The sequence below is a fragment of the Burkholderia sp. NLJ2 genome (genome assembly GCF_049487195.1).
GTDB lineage: Bacteria > Pseudomonadota > Gammaproteobacteria > Burkholderiales > Burkholderiaceae > Burkholderia > Burkholderia pyrrocinia.
Map to the genome: position 1 here is coordinate 185806 of NZ_CP137808.1, position 15325 is coordinate 201130.

Annotated in this window: 16 protein-coding genes; 12 read left to right on the forward strand and 4 right to left on the reverse strand. The window is 57.9% G+C overall.

Translation table 11 applies throughout. From position 1 onward, the window contains the following. Nucleotides 1-8: 8 nt before the first annotated feature. The gene (locus R9B84_RS00775) at nucleotides 9-758 is read right to left on the reverse strand and encodes a hypothetical protein (protein WP_423758894.1); all 750 of its coding nucleotides are present in this window, start codon (nucleotides 756-758) and stop codon (nucleotides 9-11) included. Between the two features lie 230 nt (nucleotides 759-988). On the opposite strand from R9B84_RS00775, the gene R9B84_RS00780 reads away from it, so the two are divergent. From R9B84_RS00780 to R9B84_RS00800, 5 genes are all read left to right on the forward strand, one after another. Then, nucleotides 989-1267 (forward strand): helix-turn-helix transcriptional regulator, encoded by a 279-nt coding sequence (locus R9B84_RS00780; protein WP_423758895.1) that lies wholly within the window; start codon nucleotides 989-991, stop codon nucleotides 1265-1267. 11 nt (nucleotides 1268-1278) lie between these two features. After that, nucleotides 1279-3090, forward strand: a complete 1812-nt coding sequence (locus R9B84_RS00785) for a DUF3987 domain-containing protein (protein ID WP_423758896.1) — start codon at nucleotides 1279-1281, stop codon at nucleotides 3088-3090. Nucleotides 3091-3247: 157 nt separating this feature from the next. After that, a complete protein-coding gene (locus R9B84_RS00790) occupies nucleotides 3248-4312 on the forward strand; it encodes a hypothetical protein (RefSeq protein ID WP_423758897.1) in 1065 nt (354 codons plus the stop codon). Between the two features lie 11 nt (nucleotides 4313-4323). Beyond that, complete coding sequence (locus R9B84_RS00795) at nucleotides 4324-5538, forward strand: hypothetical protein (protein WP_423758898.1); 1215 nt, start codon at nucleotides 4324-4326, stop codon at nucleotides 5536-5538. A gap of 875 nt (nucleotides 5539-6413) precedes the next feature. Then, on the forward strand, nucleotides 6414-7586 hold the full coding sequence (locus R9B84_RS00800; RefSeq protein ID WP_423758899.1) for a hypothetical protein: 1173 nt from the start codon (nucleotides 6414-6416) through the stop codon (nucleotides 7584-7586). A 230-nt stretch (nucleotides 7587-7816) separates the two neighbouring features. On the opposite strand, the gene R9B84_RS00805 is transcribed toward R9B84_RS00800, so the two are convergent. Then, the gene (locus tag R9B84_RS00805; protein WP_423758900.1) at nucleotides 7817-8809 is read right to left on the reverse strand and encodes a hypothetical protein; all 993 of its coding nucleotides are present in this window, start codon (nucleotides 8807-8809) and stop codon (nucleotides 7817-7819) included. Between the two features lie 289 nt (nucleotides 8810-9098). On the opposite strand from R9B84_RS00805, the gene R9B84_RS00810 reads away from it, so the two are divergent. Then, on the forward strand, nucleotides 9099-9413 hold the full coding sequence (locus tag R9B84_RS00810; protein WP_423758901.1) for a hypothetical protein: 315 nt from the start codon (nucleotides 9099-9101) through the stop codon (nucleotides 9411-9413). A 75-nt stretch (nucleotides 9414-9488) separates the two neighbouring features. On the opposite strand, the gene R9B84_RS00815 is transcribed toward R9B84_RS00810, so the two are convergent. Continuing rightward, complete coding sequence (locus R9B84_RS00815) at nucleotides 9489-9722, reverse strand: hypothetical protein (protein ID WP_423758902.1); 234 nt, start codon at nucleotides 9720-9722, stop codon at nucleotides 9489-9491. A 583-nt stretch (nucleotides 9723-10305) separates the two neighbouring features. On the opposite strand from R9B84_RS00815, the gene R9B84_RS00820 reads away from it, so the two are divergent. From R9B84_RS00820 to R9B84_RS00840, 5 genes are all read left to right on the forward strand, one after another. Continuing rightward, nucleotides 10306-10959: a hypothetical protein gene (locus tag R9B84_RS00820; protein WP_152865198.1), complete on the forward strand. Its 654-nt coding sequence runs from the start codon at nucleotides 10306-10308 to the stop codon at nucleotides 10957-10959. A 40-nt stretch (nucleotides 10960-10999) separates the two neighbouring features. Beyond that, complete coding sequence (locus tag R9B84_RS00825) at nucleotides 11000-11569, forward strand: hypothetical protein (RefSeq protein WP_423758903.1); 570 nt, start codon at nucleotides 11000-11002, stop codon at nucleotides 11567-11569. Between the two features lie 175 nt (nucleotides 11570-11744). Further along, nucleotides 11745-12956 (forward strand): SIR2 family protein, encoded by a 1212-nt coding sequence (locus tag R9B84_RS00830; RefSeq protein WP_423758904.1) that lies wholly within the window; start codon nucleotides 11745-11747, stop codon nucleotides 12954-12956. A 129-nt stretch (nucleotides 12957-13085) separates the two neighbouring features. After that, the gene (locus tag R9B84_RS00835) at nucleotides 13086-14057 is read left to right on the forward strand and encodes a DUF2971 domain-containing protein (RefSeq protein ID WP_423758905.1); all 972 of its coding nucleotides are present in this window, start codon (nucleotides 13086-13088) and stop codon (nucleotides 14055-14057) included. A gap of 349 nt (nucleotides 14058-14406) precedes the next feature. Next, on the forward strand, nucleotides 14407-15042 hold the full coding sequence (locus R9B84_RS00840) for a GIY-YIG nuclease family protein (protein ID WP_423758906.1): 636 nt from the start codon (nucleotides 14407-14409) through the stop codon (nucleotides 15040-15042). A gap of 28 nt (nucleotides 15043-15070) precedes the next feature. Here R9B84_RS00840 and R9B84_RS00845 read toward each other — a convergent pair whose 3' ends face one another. Next, a complete protein-coding gene (locus R9B84_RS00845) occupies nucleotides 15071-15157 on the reverse strand; it encodes a hypothetical protein (RefSeq protein WP_423759937.1) in 87 nt (28 codons plus the stop codon). On the opposite strand from R9B84_RS00845, the gene R9B84_RS00850 reads away from it, so the two are divergent. Beyond that, the gene (locus tag R9B84_RS00850) at nucleotides 15131-15283 is read left to right on the forward strand and encodes a hypothetical protein (RefSeq protein WP_423758907.1); all 153 of its coding nucleotides are present in this window, start codon (nucleotides 15131-15133) and stop codon (nucleotides 15281-15283) included. The genes R9B84_RS00845 and R9B84_RS00850 overlap by 27 nt on opposite strands. Nucleotides 15284-15325: the final 42 nt, after the last annotated feature.

Consider the following 15325-nt stretch of genomic DNA (forward strand, 5'->3'; position numbering starts at 1 on the left):
TGTAACAATTATCGCTGTCGTTCAAACGCGGCTCTCACATCGCGGTCATCGCGCAGCAAATCCGACAACTTCGCATACGAATCTCCTATCGTTGCGCCGAAGGTTTCGAGAATGCCCGTAGCCACACGAGACACTTCCGCTATGGCCGCCGATTCCTGCTTCCAGCCTCCTCTGGGCGCCAGACTTCCCAGTAGGTAAATATAAAGCTGCCGCTCTCTATCTTTCTCATTTCGAGATTTTTGCTGCCCGCCACGTGTAGCGCGGGAAACCTTCATATTCCTTTCAGATGCAGTCTGATAGTAGCCTTCGGAGCGACCGAAACACTTCTTGGCCTCAGAAACAAAAAACCATCCTTCTTCGGAATTTCGTTGGTTCAAGGCTTCCTCAGCCTGGGCTAGATACAGACAGGCATCGAGCAGGTGTATGCGGTACTCACGGTCGAGACAATACGGGTCCGGGGCGGGGTAGTCCTCGACAAGCGCATGCCGCTGTCGGCTCAGGTCAGCAGCCGCAGTGTTATCGACCGGATCAGGCAGGCGGGCGAGGCCCGCAACGCGATCCATGTATGCAGCGAATGGCTTGCCTACGTGCTCGAATGGTGCGCCTAGACAGTCGCGCATGCGACTGATCTCATGTTCGAGGCCGGACACAAGAACGTCCTTTTGCGGAAAACAGGTTGATTGCCTCATCCATTGGGCAGACCTGATCCGGTCTAGGGTCTCGGTGGTCCGCGAGGTAATAGCTTCCGGCTTCTGCATCTGCGTTTCTCTTTGCGATGGACACTACTGTTCGACTGCAGCCAGTCAGCAACTTAGCTCCGATTGGCTTTGCTGGCGTACACCTGAAGTTTGCTCCCAAGTACGACCATGCCCGCTGGGTATCCTGAGTGCTGGGCGCGGCAGGAAGTATTTTTTTACTCGAAGCAGTGTCTACTGCCATCCAGGAAGATCGGGAAACATGCATCGGCATCCACTGAAAGGAGATCTCGATGCTGAACAAAAATCAAACGGTTGCTGTCGAGCAACTCGGTCCGCCGCACTATAGCGCACCTACTAGCGCTAGCCCGATGGTGCGTCAGGTCCAAAAAGCACTGCGCATCGTGCGCATGAAGCAGATGCCCGAACGCACCGGGTTGTCGCGCGCGACGCTGTACGTGTTGATGGCCACCGATCCGACGTTTCCGACTAAGGTGAAATTGTCCGCCCGAGCTATCGGGTTTTTGGAAAGCGACGTCGATGGCTGGATCGCGTCGCGCGTGTGCAAGTAATGGGGCCGGTCATGACAAACCCCCGTAACTCTGGCACGTCCATCCAGCCGGCCGCGTGGACGCAAGGTTCGCTGAGCCAAACGACGGTGCTCAACGCTCTCGGCTCGGAACTGCGCGACGTTGTCCTCGGGCTGGGCGACAAATACCAGCAGACTGCCGCACAAGCTGTTGCGCTGATGTTCTTCAAGCTCGGCGGCGCGAACCAGGGCGCACACCATATCGAAGACGAGGGCGGTAACCGCATTCCGCTAACGCTGAACTGCATGCTGATCGGGCCGGCCGCCACCGGGCCGATCATCACGCAGGCTCTGGCTGCGGATTTGACGGCGATCGAGATTGAAACCGCTCCCGACGCAATCGAAAAGCAGGCGATGTTCAAGGCAGCAGTTCAGTTGCGTCTCGAACAGCGTAGGCAGATTGACGCCGAGATCAAGGTCGTGGCGCGGAAGATGGTTCGTCTGCACGCGTTGCTCGCACAACGCCGCGAACTCGAAGCCGGCGAGCCGCAAGCTGCGGACTATCCGGATCACCAGATCCAAATGATCGCGTGGAACCAGCGCAAGGAAGGGCTGCAAATCTCGGTCGCGCAGGCCAAGCTGGAAGGTGAGCCCGATACGGCAAAGGCCTTGTGCAAGGCTCTGAACGCGCTGCTGGCGACGCCGCCGTCGAGCTTCGAGGCCGATTATCGTATCTGGTCGCTCAAGCTCGCGGCAGTCGAAAGCCAGATCGTGCTGCTTCACGGGGCCGACGGAGAAGTGGCGCACCTGAGCGCTGAAAGCCAGGCACTTCTGGAAGAGGACGCTCGCGTGGCGCAACCTGCCAAGCCGAAGCTCGCTTTCGTGAACGTCGCCGTGTCCGCAGTGCATAAGGCGATCACGACGCAGTGGCCGGTCGCCAGCGCGCTCTACTCCGGTGCGTCAGCGATCAAGGCGCTGATCCGGCACGGGGAAGCGATGACCGCGGCGGGCAGCGGCCGGTTGCTGTCCCCGCACGCGCCCGGCCGGGTGCAGCTCGGCATCTTCGCCGCGACGACGCCCGAAGTGTATGTATGCGACGTGGCCGCAGCGGGCGCTGACGGTGCGGCGGCGCTGGGCAATTTCCTGATCCTGGGCGATCTGCCGCAGCATGATCGCGGCGTGCAGCAGAAGCCGTCCAACCCGGACTGCCTGGCGGCGTTCGACGCGCAGGTTCGGGCGATCGGTGCCGCATCGGTGCGCGAACTGTTGGCCGGCGATTTCGTGCCGCCGCCGATCAGGGTGTCGCCGGAGGCTGCCGCAATCGTCGAGGCCGAGTGCGCCGAATGGCGCAACCAGCGCATCGCCGGGCGTCAGCTTCTGGTCATGGATGCGTTCCTGATGATGCGAGTGCGTCAGACTTTCTACGTGATTGCAGGCCTGCTGCACCTGTGGCGCGGTGAGGTGTGGTCGCTGTCGGTCCGCACCATGCAGGATGCGATCACGGTCGGCAGGTTCCTGATCGACGAGATGGGGCGCACTGTGGCGATGGCGCGCGAGGTGCCCGCTGAAGAGATTGATGCCAAAGCATTGGTCTACGCGCTGTGCGGCCATGTTGACCAGCAGATGGAGAAGAGCAAGGACCTGGATCTGGACAAGGACAAACCCAAGCCCAAGCCCAAGCCCTTCGAAATCAAGCTCAGCACGCTGCATTCCAGGGCGAAGAATTTCGGCCTGACACGAGCACGCGTCAACGGCGCCCTGAATGTGCTGGTGGCGTGGGGCTGGATCAAGGTTCGTCAGGATGGCCTTGATACGGTGCTCGATCTCGACCCGCACCGCTTCAGCCCGATGAACCGTCCCGTCTGAATCACCGGAACGCCCACGGGGTCGCCCGTGGGCAATATGCCCCGGTTCTCCTCTTGGTTCGCACACCTACCGCGCATGCCGATCTTTGGCATGCGTCAGGCGTGGTGCGCCGTGAATCTTCCGTAGTCGTGCAGTTTGCGCACGAAAGGATCGAAAAATGAATTTTCAGTTCTTCAATTCTCCGGCCTGCATGCCGGACTTCATCTCTGCCAGGGGCACGGTTGCCACCAACCCGTCGCCCGTGCAGCGCTACCTCGTGTTGGCACTCGCCATCGGCTTGACACTCCTGGGCGAGTTCACCGCGGCATGCGCGGGCTGGGAAAGCGGCGGCAGCCTGCGCGATCGGCTTGTGATCGCGGCGATGGGCTTCCTGATCGTCTCGAGCTCGAGCGTGTTGCCGGCGCTCGCTGGTCGTTTCGACGGAATGCTCCGGGTCGTGATCCTTGCGGCGTGGACCGGATGCGTGTCGTACGCGCTGCTCGGGCAATCGACGTTTTTTGCGTTGGCGCGGCAAGACGCCAGTGATGCTCGCGCGATGGCGGTCAACGTGCCGGGTACACCGGAGCGCGTCGACGTTTCGCCGGGACGCAGTCTGACGGTCATTGCACAAGACGAAGCCACCGTGGTTGCAAAACTTGGACGTGCGAAGGTCGCACGCTGTCTCGGCAGTGAATGTCGGTGGCGCGATGCCCGTGAACATGCGCTGGCGGCCCAGCTCGCGGCACTCAAGATTGAGGCCAATGAAGCTACGCGCCGCGAGGCCCAGGAAGATCGTGCGGCAAAGCTGGTGGACGAGGCGCAGGCGCTGCGCGAGTCGCGTCGTGCTGATCCGATCGCGTCGCAGCTTGCGATCCTGTTCGGTTGGAGGCCGGCGAGCGTCGGAATGCTCAGGACGTATCTTCCGGCGGTGATGCTCGAACTGTTGCCCGGGCTATTCTGGGCGATGGTGTTCGCGGGCGAGAGGCGTGTGGTTCTCGGCGCGGCTGAGACATGCGGTGATCAGCCCGAGACGGTCGCGCCTGCCGTTGCGGCCGAGGCACACAAGTTGGACGAAGCGCAGGCCGACGCTAACACGGCGGCGAAGCCTCGGCATGTGGTACCCGTCGATGAGGATCTGGCCATAGTCCTGGGTGCGGTTGCGCGCGTTTGGGAGTCCAGCCGGTCTGCCGTGATCCGCATGGGCCGTCTTTACATGGCCCGGCTCAGCGCTAACAGCAAGTGATGGGAGCCGACATGGACTACAGGTTCGAGACGTCGCCCCTGGCGCTGTCGTCCCCGAACATCGCTCCGAACGCGACGTATGTGCGGCACGCGAATACCAAGTTCCGCCTTCCACGCAAGGCGTTCATGGTTTGCAGCGGCGTGCGTACTTATCTGCAGCGCATCGTTCGTGACGATCACCTTGTTGCGGGCGATGCAGAGGAAGATCTGTTGCTCAAGTCGAAACGCGTGTTCCGTCTGACCGAGATCGAAAAGATCGTGACGGAGATTCTGCTGATCGACGAGCCAGGCTTTGCGAGCAAGCTCGACGCCTTCGGCCGCATCGCCGAGCTCACCGAATACGGCGTTGGACGCTTCTACCACGATGAAAACTTCTTGATGGGCCAGGTAACCGACGAGGATCATGAGGATACTCTCGGTCGCTACCGGGTCCGCCCGAAGGCCCAGCTCTTCTTCGATGTGTGCGCGCGACATCCCATCGGCCATTACGGGGCGCAGTATTTCGCTGCGCATCCCGCCAGCCGGACGCCCGACGGCACGCAGTTCCTGTGGGAGTCGTACAACAAGCTGATCACGATGATCCGGGCCGAGGCCGATGCGCGCGGGCTCGATAAGCTGGACATCGCGAACGCCTTCCGGTCGAAACGGGCGTTCGACGGCATGATGGCGGTTGTGAAACGCTGCTTTACGAAGCGCCGCCGTATCTTCGTCGTCGGCATGGACGTGTGCTATCGCGCCGAATGGGCGAATGACGTGACAGCTGAATTGGCGAGAGATCATCACGCCACGTTCGTGAATCGCCTTCGAGGGAGAGCGGCAATCAAGAAGAATTTGATTGGCGCGATTTGGAAGTTCGATTGGAGCGAGGCCAAGGGGCATTTTTTCCGCTGGGTGTTTATGTTCGATGGCGAGCGCGTGCACGGGACGTGGGAATACGAGGAACTCATTTCCGATCTGTGGCAATCGATCGTGCCCAAGAAGGCGGGACGCACGAATTTGCTCAACGAAGTTGGCGATTTCAAGGCCGGCACGGGCATGATTGACCTGAACGAGAACCCTAAGAAACTTGGGATCTTCGTCGACTCCGTCATTCGCTACCTCGCGCACAAAGACCAATTCCTGTGCATCAGGCGAAAACCGAGGACGCGGACGTGGGATTGGCTTATGCCCGAGGACAAGGGCGCAGTCATGGTTGACACGGCCGAGGTTGACGATTCGAAATCGTAGCGCTCGATATCGGCCTTGAAGTCGACGGGCTCAGGCGGGACACGATGCTCAGGCGTCGTGTCCCGCTTTTCGTTTGTGGCCTTCGTTCGGATGCTCGATCGTCCGCGCTCAGTACATATGCGCTCCGCGTAAATATTCCCCGCGCCACGTTCTCCGTTTGCCTGCATCGCGAACAATACGTGCTGATGTGCATCCGTCACACCGCGCAAATCAGCTCGATTTTCCGGTCCGTTCGGGGCAATTTCAAGACGAACCGGCGTTTTCTGAAGACCCTTGTCCCGCAAGGAGATCGCACATTTCGTAGGGCGTGTTTTTCGCCCTTTGTACGCTCGCACGCGGGGCCGCATTCGTGCGTGTTCGGCTGATCGGTAGCATCTATGCGTAAGCTGCCCGCGTGTGCGACCGCACGGGACCCGGGCATGCCGAAGGCTTCGGTTCACGGTATCAAGGTTGGAGGGATCGACTGAGCTGTGCGTGGTGAAGAAGAGGGGAAGCGGCGGCGCCCTTGTTTTCCTCGAGGTCGGGGCACGTACGCCGAGCCGGCGCGGCACTCGATCAAAGGCAGTCGGTTGTCACTTCGGTGTAGTTTGACTGAGGTCAGATGTGTCCGTAGATACCGTTCTCGGCGAGATAACTCCGAAAAGGACTGTCCGCTCGATTTCCCCGTGATAGCGGGGATGCCATGCTCATTTGTATCGTGTAGCCGTGGCTGCTGCTGTCATTGGGCTATTGCGTTCCTAATATAGGATTGTCTTTCAATCAATACTCTCTTTTTAATAATCATAGATAGGGTGGGAGCATACGAAGAGATCATCGGGCAGGTAAATTAATACCTGCCATCCGAATGACTTGAACCGACAACAATGGAGAACGTCGTGGTCGAGAAGTTTGGGATGATCGAAGGGATTAGCGAGCTGTTGCTTGAAGAGCAGGTCGATGCTCTCTCGTCGGAGAGTGATGCCAACTTGCGAGGATGGGAACTGGGCGAGTACCAGGAGCTGTACAACGGATTGGTCGAATTCATGGATAGTGTATTGAACACTGTCCATGTTCCATACGAGATCCGATATGACCGAGGAATCAAATACGCCGTGGCGAGTAGATCTACACTGACTCGTCATTTGCGGTGGTGTCACGCATACATGGATCTGTATTGGCCAGATTATTACTACAGCGCTGATCTTGGGCTGTTCTTTGATTGCTACCGTGCAACTCCTCTTTGGGAGAGTAAGGCTGAAGCAGCCTTCTACGATCCGAACATGTGCTGCCTGAACGGTTCTATTTTGGCAGAACGATTCAACGCCTTCGTTGCGTACATGCGTGATCAGGCGCGAGTGAGACGCGTAGCGAAGAAGCTGTCAGATTGGAAGCGTGGTCTAAGAGTGCAGGAAAAGTCGATTGGCGAGTATCTGGAAGGGCTCGTCGCTGACCATCCTGACATCCTGCCTATGCGTAGTGATTTTGGCTTTGTTGAGACGGTCGCTGTTGCGGACGATGCGTGCCTGCGGACGAGCTGGCAGATGGATGCGTCAGGCCGTTGGAGCCAAGTGGAATCAAGGGAACGGTCATCGGGAACCGGATGGGAGACACGAGCTCGGATTGATCCGGCAGTCGCCATGCAGTTTCGCGAGCTGTTCTTCGAGAACCGCTGTGGAGCGGATCGCGAACTTTTCGAGCACCTGGTGGGCTACATCGCGAAGGTCGAGCAGGGAGAGGAGCACGGCGCGTATCACATCCACGTCCTCTTCCTGTTCGATGCGATGCTGGTGAAAAGTCTGGAGCGGATGAGAGTGCTCGCGCGGGAGCGTTGGACGCGCGTCACGAACGGCCTCGGCATCGTTTTCGACTGCCACGATCCCGATTACGAAGCTCAGTTGAGACGCAAGGGGCGCTGGTCGCTTGATCCGGTTCTGGGCGGCAACAGCGAGCAGTTCGAGACGCTGAAAGCGTACGTGCTCTGGTACTTCGCGAAGGATGCCGGGCAGATGGTGCGCGTCAAGCCGACCGCGAAGTCGCGCATGCTGACGAAGGGGCTCGAAAAAGAGTAGCGCAATAGTTCCATGGTCGGGGTTCCAAGACGGCACGAGACGGCAGGCGCATACGCTGCCGAGACGCGACCTGACAGTCGCGGTCAGATCTGCTCGTGTGCGGCCATTTTTGAGACAAGGGGCGGTAATCGACCCGGAGCGGTCCTTTGCTTCAGAAAACAAGGGGCCGCGAAGCAGTCGCCCAACGTCCGCGGCAATCTGCACCGCAAGAAGCGAAGCGTGTGGCCTTCTCAGCGTCTCAGCCGTGGCTGCAGCCAAATGACGAAATCCATTTCACTTGCGATTGGATCTAGATGCTCCCCGACCATCACAGCTTCTAGCGCATCGATGATCTCCTGCGGCAACTGTCTCTTGGCAAACTCGTTGGGAGAGAAGACGGGATTCGCCGGCGTGTCTGGCTTCCAATATGAGCCGTAATCCAAATCAGATGCTAGGTGGCTGGGGCGATACCCGGCAAGTGCTCTTTTTAAGAAGCTCTGTTGCTGAGTTGTGATAACGCCAGAGACGTGCGTAAACTGCACCGCTTTCTCATCCTTGCGATAGAAGCTGGCCGAGGTTAGCAGGCCGCATCCCTCATTCGACAGCGGTGACACAGCCTCGAACATTCGCTCCGTCCAGCAGACTACGAGCAAGCCGTAGGTCGGGACGGAAACATCTCGAAAACTGGAAAACTTCCTTTCAGCACTGACGAGGAAGTCCTTCAATTTGTTGTCCAGCGGGAGCGCCGGCTCGGTGCCGGAGATGTCGGAGATAACGTCCTTGACTCCGGGAAGCCTGGCCGCGAGTTGAGTTGTTGCCGTGCGGTTCTTAGTCTCGTACTCATACAGCGAGGGGCACTTAACTTCCACCAACACGCGCCCTTTGGGCCCCTCGAGCATGAATTCGGGATTCGCTTTGCCCATGTCCGTGGGCTCCCAATGGAGCTTGAACCCTTCATCTGCGGGGAACGCTTCGATAAACCTCTTTCCGATGATTAACTCGCAAAGCGCTTGAACGATCTGGTCATACGTTGCTCGATCTGTCCCGCGCAGGGATGAAACCTTTTTCACCGTAGCGCCGCCCGCTCCAGGGCAGAGGTCTTCCAGAACGCACATCAGTTCGATGAATTCCTGGGCGAACTCGTTATGGTTGGCGAAATGGAAGTCCAAAAAATGACGACCTTCGCCGCCAAGGATTGCGGCGTCAATGTCTTTGCGCATCGCCTGAAAATTCTTGTGCGTCATGTCTTTTGATGTCTGTTGAGCGGCAGATGCTCGGCTGATGAGGATAGCTTACTCGAAACCCGACGCCCGCCACCGACCGCTCCTGGCCGAACAGCGCCTGACGATCTGACATCGTCTGTCCGACGAAGTCCACCTCTCTACAGTTGATGCGCCCGCCTACCGACGGACATACTGGCGTTCGACACGGGATTCGACAGCAGCGACCCTCCCAAAGTAACTAGGTTGGCTGATGTGGTCGCCAATGAGAAGATGATCGGCGCCGCGTATCTTCCCGCGGACGGAGGGTCCAATGAACAAAGACTCGGACGAAGTTGCCGACCTCAGACGTCTCGTAATGTCGTTGAGCGACGAGCTGGATATTGTCTTTGATGAGGTGATCAGGCAAATCCGGCGTCTCGATACGTATCAAATGGTACTGGAGGGGCTGAGCGCCACGCATCAGGATCGGCAGACTGTCTTGCGTGAGATCGATATTCAGATTGAGCAACTTGCCCGAATGCCGGCTATTGAGCCGAGGGTACTCGAGCGGTACCTTGGCCAGATTATGGAGCACCTGGGGCCGTTACTCGTCGCCCTCACTCGACCGCGTCCGTATTCGGACTGAACAGACCGCGAAGTCTTATGCAATTGCGAGAGCCATGAGCGTGGCGCGTGGATCGGCTACGCGCTCAGCGAGGAACTAGCGAAGGGAGAATGGCGGCTTCGGGCAGCGCCGGCCGTCGATGTGAGCTTTCGCGTATTCAACCGCAAACTGACAGGCAGCTTTCTCCGATGCGAAATAGCCGAGGATGCCGAACGCTTCCTGCTTGCCGCCCTTGCGCGTAACCAGTGCGGTTGCTGCGTAGCCTGGCATTGAAAGCGAGGCCAACGGCATGATGGTCGTTGCTTTGTATTCCAAGGGATCGGCGTGCATGGCAGTCTCTCCGTTGTCGGCAACCCAGCGAGCAGGCGCAAATCGACGTCACTATGTTAGACCGACTGCCGGCCGACGCCAACCTCTTCATGCTCGCCATCTCGTTGACATATCGGTGACGCAACGCTGACCGGTGCTTAAGCTCGTCGACGTCAGCCGCTCGACGCATGCTTGTGGAGCCCTGCGTATCCGTAAGGTCAACTGGCGGTCCCGGTTCTCAGTGACGGCGATGGTGAAGCATTGCGCGTCCGAACAGTACTGGATTGGCGACCGCCTAGTTGCGCGGAAGATCTGACTGATTCGCCGTGCGTAATCTCGCCAATTCGATGGTCGTATAACCGTTCAGTGATCAAACAGCGTTAATTCCTTGACAACCTTGCGGGTAGAAAGACGTATAGGCCGCCTCACCGGTCGCAGTACGTGCGGAGAGTAAGTGTCTGTCTATTGACAATGGATTTTTGAAGGGCGATAGAATCAAGTAGGCATCGGCGACGCGGGGATTCTGTCAGCCGTTTGCCTTGCTCAAAATGGCCGGAAGAAATGGCGCGCGCAAGGCGCTGGGCTTATACAGACGGAGACCACAATGAATAAAGTAAAGACCGTCGTACTTTTGATCGGGATTTCTTCTTTGCAAGCATGCAGTGTTCCAGTCGATCTTGGAAAAGGAAGTGTGCTTGGAGAGGGCGGCATCCCATCAACACGTGCCGTGTTACGAACAGAAGGCGTGACGGGGGGAGTTGACGCGTTTATTACAACTGAGTCGTCCGAGTCGAAAAAGAGCGACCTCAAGATGAAGGTAGATCAGGCATTGGCACAAGACTTTGCCGACACCCTTGCCGCGTGCAACAAGGTTTTTGCGGGTTACGAGAATCAGGCCAGCAACCTGAAGTGGACATCGTTCGGGATTGCCATGGTAGGCACGGTAGCGGGGGCCGTCATTGTGCCGGCCTTGGCTGCAAGTGCTGCAGCGCATAAGGTCGCCATCGCTGCATGGGGCGGGCTATCCGGTGCGGCAAATTCGGCCCAAAACATACTGAACCAGCAAGGGCTATCCGCCCAGGACGTGGTGAAGACCAGGGAGCAGATACGGACTAGGTTCGAAGATGCCATGGCCGCCTATTTCGATCCGAAGAACGGCGAGGACGCACGTATTGCAGCCCTGCAGAAGGCCGCAGTGGCCTGTGTCAGCTATGCCATCCAATCACCGTCAACCCAGGTGCAGGGTGGCTCCAAATGATCTTGCCTGATCTAATGTTTCGCGGATAAGGAGACTTGCGATGTCCCATTTTGTCGCGTGCAGAAAGCCGGTCCTCAACAGAGGTTCTGCGCCATACAGCTTTCTCGAGGAACTGGTAACTTGGGGTAAGACGGCCGATCCAGTCATATTTCAGCCAAAACCAATTTACGAAATCTACTCGGATGTCGAAGCTCAACTCGGGCCGTACCCGCCGGAGAATCTCGAATACCGGAAAGCGGTGATGCTGGAGGTCTTGCGCGTGCTCGCTGGCTTCGAAAGTTCATGGAAATGGGACGCTGGCAGGGATACAACTAACCCTGACTCAGATAAGCCCTGCACAATGGAAGCCGGTGCGTTTCAGGTGTCAGGCGATTCAATGAACTTCGATGGTTCATTGCGCACCTTTGCCAGGAAGGTTGCGGGAACTGATGACTGTAACTCTTTCCGAGAAGTCACAAAAACAAATCATCCGTTCGCAATTGAATACTGCGCGCGCTTGCTTCGATTCACGCTCAATCACCATGGCCCAATAAAGCATCACCAGATTCAGGAGTGGCTAAGCCGCGATGCGGTTCATGAGTTCGGCGTTGCTCTCAACGACAATTCATGAGCCGCATTGTGCTAATCCCGCGACTGCAATGATCGGTTGGGCACAACTGCAGCGCGGCTGGCACTTTTGCGCGATTTCATATACGTGGTCGTACTCGAGGCTGTAGCTTGTCTCGCTTGGTCCAACGAGTATTTTTGTGATAATCGGCCTCCACATAGTTAACAACGGGGATCGCATGGAGCAGCAGAAAAAACGCCGGGCACTGGTCGTCGTCGGCGCAGGGGCATCAGTCGAGTATGGCATTCCTGTGACGGCCGATTTCGGCAAGATCATTGAGGCGGCGGTGCGCGACGACGAATACTGTCAGCGAATCGGCGGCACGGACGCGTACCTGGATGTCGCGGGCAAACTGCTCGCCTACTACGAGAATCCGCTCGACGCGCACTTCGAGCGGATTTACCACGTGCTACACGAGCTGGATGCGCTGCACGTCACGCCGGGCGCCGTCGCGAAGTTCAAACCTGTCATGGCGCCGTTTCTGGAAGCGACTCGATCGTACGAGCCGCTGGCATTGCGTGCCGCTGCCCGGACGATGATCGACTGCATCTACCGCGAAGTGTCGGCAGTTTGTCAAACGCCAAAGAAACCGCTTGGGCCCCTTGAGCGGTTCTTTGCCGGGCTTGAGGAGATGGCGTATCTGCCCCGCGTCTATTCGACAAATTACGACGATTTCATTGGGCAATCGACGAACGACCGTTATTTCACGGGCTTCACGCAATCGCATGGCAATTGTGCCGATTTCGATGCGACGGCCTTCTGGTCGCATTGGAGTGCGCCAGCCCTCTTTCACGTGCACGGCTCGATTCACATGGGGTTTCCCCACCCCGATGATCAGCATGAGATCGGCGACATAGGGTGGTATTCAGCACGCGAGGACGCGCTCGAGTATGCGACGTTCAGCGGGAGTGGCGATGCTCGAATGGATGGCACGCAGATTGCTCGTAGCGCCATCATCACCGGTCTGGACAAGCTGGGTCGGCTTCAGCGCACGCCGTACACGTTTTATTACTCGGCATTGAGTCGGGATGCGATGGAAGCGGACGTGATCTTCGTGCTCGGCAGCGGTCTGGCGGATCTGCATCTGAACACGTGGCTCAAGGCCGCGCGTCGTGCCAAACCGCGGGTGCCGATTCTCTACGTCGGCTACTGGAAGGGGGACGTGGACGACCTGTACAACGCCATCCATTTTGATTACGAGGATCGGGAGATTTCGCTCATCCACGATCTGCGAATCAAGCTGTACGACTTGCCGAGCAGCGCGCTGAAAGCCCTGAACGGCTGGACGGTCGATGCAAATAAAACGGCAGCGATATGGGCCGATGGCTTTCAGTCGTTCCTGAATCAGCCGCAAGCGATGTGCGACGCGATGCGGGCGATCGGCGCATAACGGCGAGGTGCGTGTGATGAACCGAGTCCGCGAAGGCCCGGTCGCGGGCGACTGACTCGGGGGAGTAATTGTCAACACAGCAGATCACCAAGTCAGCGCAATAGCGTGAAGACACAAGGTCAAAAGTTCATGAGCGACAAATTCGATTACAACGCGTACTTGCAACCTATCTGGGAGGACTATCGTTCAGTCGACCAGCGCTTTCCGGCCTTCCGACCGTTGATTGCGCACTATTGCTCGATCGCCACCCTGGAGGCGGTCGTCAAGAACGAGCAATTCTGGTTCTCGAATCCGCTGTACATGAACGACTACGAAGAGCTGGTATTCGGTCTGGTAAATAGTCGCAACCGGTTTCTGCAGAACAATTCCGTCAGGAACGCCTTCAAGACCCCGGAGCGATACGACAAGTTCCGTGAACAGGTATTGTGGATATACGAACAGTTCGACAAGGGTCTGTTGTTCGACATCTACATTGCCTGTTTTGCCGAGCACGATCCGGCCGACAACGACGGTCTTCTGTCAATGTGGCGGGGATACGGAGCAAATGGCAGCGGTGCGGCGCTCGTATTTAACACGGCAGCGCTGACTGAGATTCCTCATTCGCCGTTACGCGTTGATCCCGTTACCTATGGGACAAGCGAAGAGCGGCTTGCCTGGATCGACCAGATACTGGAGAAGTTCGCCGAACTGGTTGGCGCACGTGACATCCCCGACGCTGCCTTTCGCGTGTGCGCGGAAGCGCTTTTCGAGCGGTTTCTCATGTTCTCGGTTTTCACCAAGCATCGCGGTTTTCGAGAGGAAAAGGAATGGCGGGTGGTGTACTCACGGCACTACGATCCGAACCAGATTCTGACGGGCATGCTCGGTTACTTCATCAATGGCGGAACGGTCGAGCCCAAGCTGAAATTCAGGATCGCGCCACTCGAAGGTGCGGCGGCGGGAGGCGTCACGCTGGAGCAACTGGTAGTGAAGATCATCCTCGGTCCAAACGGTGCATCAGTTCGTTCTACCATGGCCGTGCGACGAATGCTGGAAACGCTTGGCATGCCCGCACTGGCCGAGCGTGTTGTGACATCGTCCACGCCATATAGAGCGAAGTAGACCGCGAGTCAACAGTACGCGGCAGGCCGATCAATGGCGACCGGCACGAGACGATTCGGATTGGTCGCCGCTCCTGCTGTATCAGCGAACATTCGGAAATCGGTTTGCGTTTGGTTACACGGCACGGCTCGAATTTCTTGCAATTGCAACTGGCGTTGTCCGTCAAATCGCCCGAACAGCTACAACCCGCGATGGGGGAGTAGATGTGTGCGGAGACTGGAGCGATGTGGACGACGCTTTGCGGAGTCCGCTAAGGGCCTGTGGTGAGCCGCGAGAGGTGTGCTCGACTTGCGTTATATTTGTCTGGCAAGTACTTATCCACACCTACACGACAATATAGAGGCTCAGAGTGCCCCAGATCGTCTACGTTCTGACAAACGAGGCTATGCCCGGCCTAATCAAGATCGGCATGACAACAGACAGTGTTGAAGCACGCGCCTCGCAGTTGAGTGCACATGCTGGTGTTCCACTTCCTTTCGAATGCTATTTCGCTGCTGAAGTGTCAGATTGCGTGAAACTGGAGAAAACACTTCACCAGCTATTTGGGGACGTGCGTCTGAATCCGAAGCGTGAATTTTTCAAGCTGGACCCAGAGAAGGCGGTCCTAGCTATCAGTATTGGTGATTTCAAGGAGATCACGCCGGGCGTTGCAGAGATCGACAAAGAGGAGCAGCAGGCCCTCGACAAAATCAAGGCACGTCGTTCGAAACTCAATCTGGACGCGATCGGCATCAAGGTGGGTGATGTCCTGATGTTTTCGCGTGACGAGTCCGTCACGGGTGTCGTAGTGGACGGCGGGAAGCTGTTGTTTGACGGCGAGGTCACGAGTCTTTCCGCAGCGGCACTGAAATCCCTTCATGCCATGGGTTATAAGACGCCGGCCGCGAGCGGGCCAGGGTACTGGATGTTCGAAGGCGAGCTACTGGAGGAACGTCGCCGTCGGCTCGAAGCGGAACAGTATGGGACTGCCGATCAGTCCGTCTAGCGGGCAAACCGTAGGTAAGGGCATCGGCTTATACAGAAGTGTCGGCGTTACTGCGGCCGCGTAGTGCTCGTAAAGCTTCAGCAGCGACATGAACCTCTTCAAGTCCAAGCCAGATGGCTTCCGCTCCGGGCTCTCCACCACCTTTTCGGCCGAGCTCGTACGCGCGGGGCCGTTGTCGAATCCGCCCGGATTGCTTGGCACGACGGCGGGCAGCTGCGGCGGCAGCTTAATCACGCTTTAGAAGGAGTACGACTGCGATCGGAACCAGTGCGTCCCGAAGCCG